This is a genomic window from Aeromonas piscicola (assembly GCF_000820005.1).
Taxonomy (GTDB): Bacteria; Pseudomonadota; Gammaproteobacteria; order Enterobacterales; family Aeromonadaceae; genus Aeromonas; species Aeromonas piscicola.
In genome coordinates, this window is the sequence record NZ_CDBL01000032.1 from 150,313 (window position 1) to 160,903 (window position 10,591).

The 10,591-nt window shown below is 58.3% G+C and carries 7 protein-coding genes; 4 read left to right on the plus strand and 3 right to left on the minus strand.

Annotated features, from left to right (window positions below):
* Positions 1–7 precede the first annotated feature (7 nt).
* From BN1128_RS05175 to BN1128_RS05185, 3 genes are all read right to left on the minus strand, one after another.
* Positions 8–1,825, minus strand: coding sequence for an extracellular solute-binding protein (locus tag BN1128_RS05175; RefSeq protein ID WP_042866772.1), 1,818 nt, complete (start codon positions 1,823–1,825; stop codon positions 8–10).
* 151 nt (positions 1,826–1,976) lie between these two features.
* The gene (locus BN1128_RS05180) at positions 1,977–3,020 is read right to left on the minus strand and encodes an ABC transporter permease (RefSeq protein ID WP_082030359.1); all 1,044 of its coding nucleotides are present in this window, start codon (positions 3,018–3,020) and stop codon (positions 1,977–1,979) included.
* A gap of 317 nt (positions 3,021–3,337) precedes the next feature.
* Positions 3,338–4,363, minus strand: a complete 1,026-nt coding sequence (locus tag BN1128_RS05185; protein ID WP_042866776.1) for an ABC transporter permease subunit — start codon at positions 4,361–4,363, stop codon at positions 3,338–3,340.
* 734 nt (positions 4,364–5,097) lie between these two features.
* Between BN1128_RS05185 and BN1128_RS05190 the strand changes: the two genes are divergently transcribed.
* The 4 genes from BN1128_RS05190 to BN1128_RS05205 all read left to right on the plus strand — a co-directional run bounded on the left by BN1128_RS05190 (position 5,098) and on the right by BN1128_RS05205 (position 10,435).
* Entirely contained in the window at positions 5,098–7,653 is a 2,556-nt protein-coding gene (locus BN1128_RS05190) for a TonB-dependent receptor (RefSeq protein WP_042866778.1), read from the plus strand.
* Positions 7,654–7,762: 109 nt separating this feature from the next.
* The gene (locus BN1128_RS05195) at positions 7,763–8,527 is read left to right on the plus strand and encodes a DUF3450 domain-containing protein (protein WP_042866780.1); all 765 of its coding nucleotides are present in this window, start codon (positions 7,763–7,765) and stop codon (positions 8,525–8,527) included.
* Positions 8,524–9,897 carry a MotA/TolQ/ExbB proton channel family protein gene (locus BN1128_RS05200; protein WP_042866782.1) on the plus strand — a complete coding sequence of 458 codons (1,374 nt, stop codon included), beginning with the start codon at positions 8,524–8,526 and terminating at the stop codon, positions 9,895–9,897. The genes BN1128_RS05195 and BN1128_RS05200 overlap by 4 nt, the downstream gene beginning before the upstream one ends.
* A gap of 10 nt (positions 9,898–9,907) precedes the next feature.
* On the plus strand, positions 9,908–10,435 hold the full coding sequence (locus BN1128_RS05205) for a MotA/TolQ/ExbB proton channel family protein (protein ID WP_042866784.1): 528 nt from the start codon (positions 9,908–9,910) through the stop codon (positions 10,433–10,435).
* Positions 10,436–10,591: the final 156 nt, after the last annotated feature.

Here is a 10,591-nt window from a genome sequence, read left to right on the forward strand (position 1 = left end):
AATGGCATCAATGACGTGCATAGGTCTTGTCGAGCAGGGTAATGGGCGCCAGCGCCTCGTCCGCTTCCTTGGCTTTCAAGGTCGCTTCCTTCACCTTGGGATCGAGCCAGAGCAGACCGCCGCTACTGTGGGGATAGCCATCCATGGGCCAGTAGAGCAGGTCCGGGGTATTTTTGGTGGCGGGCACCTCGGGCAGCATCACATGGCGCCAGCTGCTGGCCCGCACATAGTTGAGCTGCACCCCAGGCACGAAGATGGCGAGATCATAGATACGCTGCTGGATCTGACGGGAGATCCCGGCCCGCTTGGCCATGTCGAACTCGACGTTGTAGGCGTCGATCAGCGCGTCGAGCTCCTTGTCAGCCACGTTGAACAGGTTGTTGGTCTGCGGCTTGTTGGCGTTGGCGGAGTGGAAAAACTCCCAATACTGCGGATAGAGACCACCGCCGCCCCAGCCGAGCCAGGCCGCTTCGTGTTTTTTCTCCAGCATCACCTTGAAGCCGGTGGCACCATCCACCAGGTTCAGCTCCAGATCCAGACCCGCCTTCTTGGCCTCTTCTTTCAGCACCGTCAGTCGCTTGGAGTGCTCCTGACTGGTGTAGGTGAGCGCCAGCGTCAGCCGCTCGCCCTTGTCATTTTGCAAGATGCCGTCCGGCCCCGGCTTGGCGTAGCCGCCCTTGGCAAAGTACTCGCGCGCCTTGTCGATGTCATAGGCCCGCTCCGGCAGCTGGATGTCGGTGAACTCGCCAAAGCCCGAGTCGAAGGTGGTGGCTCTGTCGTAGTCGCCGCGCAGCACTGTCTCGATCATCTTGTCGATGTTGAAGGCGTGCTGGATGCCGAGCCGTACGTTCACGTCCGCCAGCTTGGGGTTGGTCACATTGAGGTGAACCCCCTGCCCGCCCTGCTTGGTGTCTGTCATGGCCATCACCTTCTGCACGTACCCCTTCTTGTACTCCGGGGTGACCGCTTTTTCATGCCACCAGTTGGGCAGTATCATCTCGAAGGTATCGATCTCCCCTTTCAGGAAGTGACGGAAGGCGATGTTGTGGTCGCGGATCACCTGCACCTTGATGGTGTCAATGTTGAATCTGTGCTGGTTGTAGCGATCGTCCTTTGCCCACCAATCCTGCTGCTTGCTGAAGGTGACCGACTTGCCCTTCTTGACGTCGCTGATCACATAGGGGCCGGTGGTGGGCACCACAGCCCAGTTGTACTGCTTCACCCAGTTGGGGGTGAGCTTGTAGTAGTGCCTGGGCTGGGGCCACAGCTCTGTGGTGTTGAGCAGGTCCAGCTTGGCCTTGCGGTTGCCCGCCTTGACCAGAATGGTGTGGTCATCGATCTTCTCTACCGCCACCACCTCTGTGGTGTAGTAGTTGTTGAACCAGGGCCCCTTGATGTCTTTGGAGCGCATCATCTCGTAGCCGAAGGTGTAGTCGTCGGCATTGACCGGCTTGCCGTCGGACCACTTGGCCCTCGGATCCAGCTTGAAGTAGACGGTCTGGCTGTCTGGCGCTATGGCCCAGTGGGTCGCCAGCGAGGGGATGGGGTTGCCGGTATTGGGGTGGAAGCTGATGAGCCGCAACTGGTTGTCCATGATGAAAGAGCGGAACGAACCGTTGGAGTCGGGTCCCACGGTGCGAAACGTCAGCGGAAAGCTGTCGACAAACATGTTGAGGCTGCCGCCCGGCAGCGCCTTGGGGGAGGCGAACACGGGATCCGTGTCGTTGGTCTCCCATTTGAGATCCGCAGGCAGGCTGGCCGCCCACACCCAGGATCCGTTCACCAGCACAAAGAGAGCACCTATCCATTTGATTTTATTTTTCATGTTTGACTTCCAGGTCTGGCCCCTGCACTGGGGGTCTTGATTGATAACGGGATTATCCCTTGCTCCCGGGACCGCCAGTTGTGGCGGCCCGTCCTTCATTAATGATTGTTCGTTACCCGACGCATGCCGATGCGCGCTGGCACCGGCTTGCTTATTGGTAACGGGTAAATTTGCGCGGGTCGAACGCCTCGCGGATTGCCTCGCCGATAAAGGAGACCATGATCAGCACCAGACTTACCGCCGCGACCACTGAGCTCACGATCCAGATGGCATCCAGATTGTTGATCCCTTGGGAGAGCAGCTCCCCCCAGCTCGGGGTTGGCGGCGCCAGCCCGAAGCCCAGATAGTCGAGGGCCGTCAGGGTGGAGATATTGCCCACCACGGCGAACGGCGCCAGGGTAACGATCATCATCAGGGTGTTGGGCAGGATATGGTTGAAGATGATCCGCTGGGTGGTGGCCCCTTGCGCCCGCGCCGCCATCACATAGTCCCGCGCCCGCTCCTTGTAGGTGAGGGTGCGCATATACCAGGTGATCCCCATCCAGCCAAACAGCACGTTGATGCCGACAAACAGGCCGAAGTTGGGCTTGGCCAGCGACACCAGGATCATGATGACGTAGAGAAACGGCACCTGGGACCAGATCTCGATAAAGCGCTGCAACACCAGGTCGAAGCGACCGCCGAGGAAGCCCATCATGCAGCCTATGCTGACCCCGATGGCATAGCTGGCCGCCAACGCGATAAAGGCAAAGCCGATGGCGATGCGAAAGCCATACACCAGCCGCGCCAGCACGTCACGGCCGCTGGTGTCGGTGCCGAGGAAGTGGCGCTCCTCGGCGCTGGGGGCGTAAGGCGGATAGGCATCCTGCTTGAAATCCTGCTCATAGGGGTTCCAGGGCACAGGGGGCAGCAGCACCCAGTCGCCCTTGCCTTCCTCTGCGAATTTGGCCTTCAGCTGGCGGTAGTTGGTCTCGTACTCGTAATCGAGCCCGAAGTGCTGGCCCGGGATCACGTCACCATAGGTGGGGAAGTGAAGCTGGCCCTGATAGCTCACCATCAGCGCCCGGCTGTTGACCAGCAGCTCCGCCAGCAGGGAGAGCAGCACCAGGGTGGTAAAGATGACAAAGGAGTAGTAGCCGCGTTTTATCGACTTGAAACGCTTGAGTTTTTTTAAGGTGACTGGATTCATGTTCACTCTCCAAACCGCACGCGGGGGTCAACAGAAGGTGCAACGCAGATATCGGAGACGATATGGCGTGATATCAGCATCGGCATGACAAGAGGGCTCTGGTTCATGCTCACTCTCCAAACCGCACGCGGGGGGCAACAGAAGGTGCAACGCAGATATCGGAGACGATATGGCGTGATATCAGCATCGGCATGGCAATAGAGCTCTGGTTCATGCTCACTCTCCAAACCGTACGCGGGGGGCAACAGAAGGTGCAACGCAGATATCGGAGACGATATGGCGTGATATCAGCATCGGCATGGCAAGAGGGGTCTGGTTCATGGTCACTCTCCAAACCGCACGCGAGGGTCAACAAAGGCGACACAGATATCGGAGACGATATTGCCCACCAGCATCAACATGGAGGTGATGGCCAGTATGCCCATGACGGTGGGGTAATCTCGCTCGACGATCGCCTCGTAGCCGAGCAGGCCTATACCGTCGATGTTGAAGATGGTCTCGATGAGGAAGGAGCCGCCGAAGAAGACGGTGAGCACGGACCCCAGGTGACTGGCAATGGGGATCAGGCTGTTGCGCATGGCATGATCGGTCACCGCCTTGCGAAACGGCAGCCCCTTGGCCACGGCGGTACGCACGTAATCCGCCGACAGGTTCTCCATCAGGCTGTTCTTCATGGTCATGGTGAGGATGGCAAAATCGCCGATGGCGTAGGCGATAAGCGGCAACAGGGCGTGGGCGAAGACGGTACGAATCTGATCCCAGCTGCTCTCCATGGAATCAAAATCGTCCCCGGGAAAACCGCCCATGGGCAGCCACTCCAGATGGAAGGCGAAGACTGTGATGAGGAAGATCCCCACCACGTAGGCGGGCAGCGCATAGGCCATGTAGATGAGCATGGAGCTGAGCGAATCGAAGCGGCTGTTGTGCCTGAGGGCCTTGGCCACCCCGAGCGGGATGGAGACCGCATAGCTCAGCAGAAAGGTAGCCAGCCCGAAGAAGGCGGTGACGGGGAGCTTGTCCTTGATGAGATCCCATACCGGTTCGTAGTAGCGGGTCGACTCCCCAAGATCCAGCACGGCCAGCTTCTGCAGCCACTCCCAATAGGCGACCAGCATGGGCTTGTCCAGCCCGTAAAATGCCTTCAACTCCTCGATCTGCTCATCGGAGAGGGCCTGCGCCCCCTTGCTGCCACTGGAGCGTCCGGTCTCGTTTTGTGACACCTGCGCCTGCAGCAGCATGCGTTCGACTGGGCCGCCCGGCACGAAACGGGTAATGGTGAAGACGAGCAGTGTGATACCGAGAAACGTCGGGATGATCAAAAGCATCCGACGTAAGAAATACGACAGCATGGTGAAACCTCGTCCTTGTTGTTCTTTTATGGCCAGTCACATCCGGTGACGGGCCTGTCCTTCCTGGCATTACTCACTGGATAGGCTGTTATTGGCAGACAATCCGCTGGGTCACTGTAAAAGCTCTGCAACAAAAATCAAGTAGAACGAAGGGGCTAACATCAGCCTTTGGCAAATAGCAGAATTTACTGTGCATTTTTTATAAAAAACCCAACTTCAAGATAAAAAACTACCCACAGTACAATTAAACCATTGTTTAAATTTTAAATTAAAATCACAAAAAATAACCACAAAAACAAAATTCAATTACAAAACAATGCCTTGATTTAAATCCAGATAATTTCCTCCCTCTATATACACAAGTTTGAATTTCGCCAAATACCGAGTCTGAACAGAAACACAACACACCATAAAAACAGCTAATAATTCTATGTAAACCATCTTTAACGAGATAAATACCAAAGGGACAGACCCGTTATCGATAAGTTCAAAATTAATCAATAAAATGGAAACACATCGATTTAACACCGATTTCACATCGTAAATGAATGCCAGGTCAGCATTAAAAACTGGCAATAGCGAACTAATAAAACATAGTCATCTTATTGCCCACCCCAACCCCATCCGCACCGCCTCAATTGACGTCCACATCGAAAGCTTGATAAGCCTTACGCATCGCTCCAACGAGGGCGGTATGGAAGCAAACAAAAAAACAACCAGGAAGGATATAAGCGATGCTTAGGAAAAGCAGACTCTCTGCTGCCGTTGCGTTTGCCTTGGCGAGCGCGGCAGTGGTAGTTACTCCCGCCATGGCCGAAGAAGGCCAAAACGTCGAAAAACTGCAGAAAATCAAGGTTACCGGCTCCCGCATCTCCCGTGTCGAGGTGGAAGGCGCCACCCCGGTCGTTGCCATCACCAAGGCCAAGATCGAGCAATCCGGTCAGCAGACAGTAGCCGACTACCTGAAGCAGGCCTCTTACAACTCCTTCGGCAGCATCTCCCCCTCTTCCGGCAGCTCTGCCCAATCCCAGGCCACCGTTAGCTTGCGTGGTCTCGGCTCAGAGCGCACCCTGGTTCTACTCAATGGCAAGCGGGTTGCCGGCTCCCCTTCCATGGGAGGCAGCTCCATCAACCTGAACTCCATTCCCATGGCAGCCGTTGAACGGGTGGAAGTCAATCTGGATGGCGGCTCGGCACTGTATGGTTCCGACGCCATCGGTGGTGTCATCAACGTCATCTTGAAACAGGATTATGAAGGGCTGGAATTTCAGGGTCGCATCGGCTCTCCCACCGAAGAGGGCGGCGACGAGAAGAGTGGCTCCATCGTCAGCGGCATCACAGGGGAGAAAGGCGCCCTGATGATGGTCTACGAGCACGACGTCAAAGACGAGATCTACTACAAGGATCGCGATTACCTGGCATTGCAGGGCGCCTCAGCTCCCAGCCTGTACGGCCGCAACATCAAGGGGGTCGATGCCGCCACCGGCAAGACGGTCACTCGCACCCTGGATGGCATCGACTGTGCCAATACCGGACCCGGTTTTGTCAGCGTAGATTCCACCTGCCGCTTCGACTTTGCCCAGGTAGCTGCCAAGACAGCTTCCCGAACCCGGGATACCGTCTATGTAAATGGCCGCTATCACATCAATGACAACGTCGACTTCGTGCCTCAGCTGATCGGCTCGCGGGTCACCAGCTTTGGCCGCTTCGCCCCGGCCGCCGGCCCTTTCAGCATCGATGGCACCACCCCGGGCGGCGCCCAGCTGCTGGCCGACAACGGCTTCATCGGCGAGAAGGCCACCGTCTACTACCGCTTCAGCAACGTCGGCCCCCGTGACAACGACGTCACCGACATGACCGGCAGCATGAACCTGGGCTTCGAAGGCACGCTGCCAACCGAAGCCTTGGGCGATGTGGAGTGGAATGCTGGCTACATGTACTCCAAGACCGACAACAAAAGCCGCGGCACCGGCTATGTGCTGAACCCTGCGGTGCAGCAGGAGGTCGACAACGGCAACTTCAAGAACGGCGAGTTCTCCAGTGCCGCCACCAACAGCCTCTCCTACGACACCAGCCGCACCTCCAAGATGGACTTCTTCCAGTGGTACGGCGGTCTGGGCTGGAGCATGGGTGAACTGCCGGCCGGTCCAATCGGCTGGTACCTGGGGGCCGAGTACAACGACTGGGTCTACTCCGACACCTATGACAGCCAGTCAGCGGCAGGCAACGTCATCGGCTCCTCCGGCAACTCCGGTGGCGGCGTACGCGACGTCTTCGCCGCCTACATCGAGAGCCTGATCCCCATCACCGAGCAGGTTGAACTGAACCTGGCCGGGCGTTTCGACAAGTACAGCGATTTTGGCAGTGCCTTCTCGCCCAAGGCGAGCCTGCGCTATCAGCCACTGGACAACCTGCTGTTCCGTACCTCCTGGTCACAATCCTTCCGTGCTCCGGGCCTGGAAGATCTGTACGCGGCCGACGCAGACTCCGCCGACTTTGCCAAGGACTATGTCTCCTGCCAGGCAAACGGCGTGGCCAATTGCCCGGAAGAGCAGTACACCACGGTTCGTCAGTCCAACAAGAACCTGAAGGAAGAGACGGCTGACACCTTCGGCATAGGTACGGCGTATAGCCCGATCGACGATCTCAACCTCTCACTGGATTACTACTACATCAAGATCGATGACGTGATCCAGCTGGCAACCACCCAGACCCAGTTCTATCAGGAGCTTAATACCGGCAGCAACCCGAACGTCATTCGCGATGCCAACGGCGATGTCGAGCAGGTCTATGCCGGCATGGTCAACCTGGGGCAACTCAAGACCAGCGGTCTGGATTTCAAGGCGGACTACAAGTACGACTTCGACGTCGTGACAGTGCGCTACGACTTCGGCAGCACCTACATTCTGAAATATGAAGAGGGTCTGTTCGCCGGTGGTCCCATGGTCGACAAGAAGGGCTGGAACGCCAAGCCTGACCTGCGTTTCAATTCAGGTATCGGTGCCAATGTACCCCAGTGGTGGAACCTGGACGCCTACCTGAGTGCCAGCTACATCGACTCACAGAGCCAGGACTACGTGGATGGTCAGCAAGAGGGCCATATCGCCTCCCAGACCACCTGGAACCTGAACGTCGGTGTGGACACCCCCTGGAACGGCAAGCTGCAAGCCGGTGTGAAGAACATGTTCAACGTAGGCCCCTCGCTCTCCAGTGACGGCTTCACCTACGAAGAAGAGCTCTACAGCATCGACGGGCGCATCGTCTACCTCGACTACACCCAGAAGTTCTAATCAACCTCGTTGATATACAACCTAAGCCGGTCCGGTCGGGCCGGCTTTGCCCAAGGTTCCAAGGAAGTTACGGAGATAGGGTAATCCTATGAAGACAAGGACCATTACAATGAAGAAAGCGCTCCTCGGCAGCCTGGTTTCTGCTGCCTTGCTGACCAGCTTCAATCTGAGTGCCGCCTCTGCCGGTCAGGCAGTGGACGCTCAAGCCGCCACCGACAATGCCTCCAAAGTTTCCCAGCAGAAGATCGACAACTACGCCGAGTCCGCCGAGTCTGCCCTGGCGCAGTACAAGGCCGCCCTGCGCCAGGTCGACAGTCTGCGCACCTACAACGAGCAAGTGGGCAAGATGGTCGACTCCCAGACCACAGAGCTCGCCTCGATGCAGCGCCAGATCGCCCAGATCGACCAGACCAGCACCGAAGTGGTGCCCCTGATGCTCAAGATGATCGACTCCCTCGATCAGTTCGTCTCTCTGGATCTGCCGTTCCAGAAGGCCGAGCGGGAGGACCGCGTGGCGGCCCTGACCGACCTGATGAACCGGGCTGATGTCACCATCTCCGAGAAGTACCGCAAGATCCTGGAGGCCTACCAGATCGAGGAGGGCTTCAGCCGAACCATAGAGTCCTACAAGGCCAGTCTGGACAAGGCCGGCACCGAGAAGACCTACGAGTTCCTGCGGGTCGGCCGCATCGCCCTGCTCTACCAATCCCCGGATGGCAATGAGACAGGCATGTGGAACAAGAAGACCCGTCAATGGGAAGAGTTGCCCCAGGAGTATCGCAGTGCAGTGGAACAGGGCTTGCGTATCGCCAAGAAGCAGGCGCCCCCCGCGCTCATCAAGCTGCCGGTTCAAACTGCGGAGAAAGCATCATGAAAGGAATCAAACTTGCCATTGCCTCCCTGATCGCGGGAGCCACCCTGATCACCCTGCCGGTGACCGCCGCCGAGAAGCCGGTGGATCTCAACGCCCTGCTGAGCCAGGTCAAGGCCGCCAGCACCAGCGAATCCCAGCTCAACAAGGAGCGGGAAGCCCGCTTCCTGGCAGACAAGAACGAGCAAGGCGCCCTGCTGGCCAAGGCCAAGGCGGAACTTGCCGCCGAAACCGCCAGAGGGGAGAAGCTCAAGGCCACCTTCGATGCCAACGACAAGCAGCTGACCGAGCTGACCGATACCCTGCGCCAGCGTTCCGGCAACATGGGCGAGATGTTTGGCGTGCTGCGCCAGTTTGCCGGTGAGTTCAAGGGGATCTTCAACGCCTCCGCCCGCCGGGTCGAACACCCGGAACAGGCGGCGCTGCTGACCCGCCTGGCAGAGAGCAAGGAGCTGCCCTCCAGCGATGATCTGAGCGCCTTCTGGACCACCACCCTCAGCCGCATGGTCGATGGTGGCAAGGTGAGCCAGCTGCCGGCGACAGTGGTTTACGGCGAGGGCAACCAGGCCGAGAAGACGGTCACCCAGATAGGTGAGTTCAATACCGTCTCCGAGGGCAAGTACCTGACCTTCGTCCCGGAAACCGGCAAGTTCGAACAGCTGCCCCGTCAGCCTGATAGCGGGATCCTGGAGCCCATCGCCGAGTTTGAGCAGGGTGGTGGCGGCGTCAAGCCCATCTTCGTCGACCCGTCCCGCGGCGTGATCCTCTCCCTGCTGGTGCAGTCGCCGACCTTCAAGGAGCGGGTCGATCAGGGCGCCGAGGTGGGCTACGTCATCATGGTGCTCGGTGTGCTCGGCACCATATTGGCGATTTTCAGTGGCGTGCGCCTGTCGCTGATCGGCTCTTCCATGCGCAAGCAGCTGAAATCCGATCAGATCATCAAGGGCAACCCCATAGGCGACATGCTGGCGGTCTATCAGACCCATCGCGGTGACAACATAGAGGATCTGGAGTCCAAGCTCGACGAGATCATTCTGCGCAATGTGCCCAAGTTCGAGAAGGGTATCAGCATCATCAAGCTGATCGCCTCGGTCGCGCCGCTGCTGGGTCTGCTCGGCACCGTGGTGGGGATGATAGCCACCTTCCAGGCCATCACCCTGTTCGGTACCGGCGATCCCAAGCTGATGGCGGGCGGGATCTCGGAGGCCCTGGTCACCACCATGCAAGGTCTGGTCGTGGCCGTGCCCATGCTGTTCCTCTACACCATAGTGCAGACCCAGAGCCGTCGTCTCATCCAGATTCTGGAAGAACAGAGCGCCGGTTTCGTCGCCCGTTATCAGGAACGTCTGCACGCCTCCAAAGCCGCAGCGTAAGGAGTCACCCATGTGGTTCTGGTTGATTGAAGAAGTCGAGTCGGTCCGCCGGTTTCTGGGATTGGGGGGCGACGTACTGGTAGCCCTGTTCTTCCTGACCCTGCTGATGTGGGCCCTGCTGCTGGAGCGCTGGTTCTACTTCATGGCGGTCTACCCCAAGCAGGTGAAGCAGACCAAGGCCGCCTGGCTGGCCCGCAGCGACCACCTATCCTGGTCTGCCAAGCAGATCCGGCGCGAGCTGGTCTCCCGGGTCGCCATGGCGGTGGACAAGGGGATGCCGGTTATCAAGGTGCTGATCGCGCTCTGCCCGCTGATGGGGCTGCTGGGAACCGTGGTGGGTATGGTGCAGGTGTTTGACACCCTGGCCATCACCGGCACCGGCTCCCCCAGAGCGATGGCCTCGGGCATTTCCAAGGCGACGGTACCGACCATGGCGGGCATGATTGCCGCCCTTTCCGGCCTGTTTTTTGTCAACCAGCTCGATCACAAGGCCAAGCTGGCGGTCGAGAAGCTGGAAGACAACCTGAAACACGGTTGATGCAGGATGCACTCCCCTGCCGGGCGCGAGTCTGGCGGGGGCACAGAACAAGCAAGGAGTTTTTGCCATGAGAAAACGTCACAGCGACAGCAGTGCTGATGAGGCGGCCATCGATTTGACCCCCATGCTGGACATAGTGTTCATCATGCTGATCTT

Excerpts from the sequence above, each read along its gene's own strand:
- BN1128_RS05175 (WP_042866772.1), bottom strand. The coding sequence starts at position 1,825 with ATGAAAAATAAAATCAAATGGATAGGTGCTCTCTTTGTGCTGGTGAAC.
- BN1128_RS05185 (WP_042866776.1), bottom strand. The coding sequence starts at position 4,363 with ATGCTGTCGTATTTCTTACGTCGGATGCTTTTGATCATCCCGACGTTT.
- BN1128_RS05190 (WP_042866778.1), top strand. The coding sequence starts at position 5,098 with ATGCTTAGGAAAAGCAGACTCTCTGCTGCCGTTGCGTTTGCCTTGGCG.
- BN1128_RS05195 (WP_042866780.1), top strand. The coding sequence starts at position 7,763 with ATGAAGAAAGCGCTCCTCGGCAGCCTGGTTTCTGCTGCCTTGCTGACC.
- BN1128_RS05200 (WP_042866782.1), top strand. The coding sequence starts at position 8,524 with ATGAAAGGAATCAAACTTGCCATTGCCTCCCTGATCGCGGGAGCCACC.
- BN1128_RS05205 (WP_042866784.1), top strand. The coding sequence starts at position 9,908 with ATGTGGTTCTGGTTGATTGAAGAAGTCGAGTCGGTCCGCCGGTTTCTG.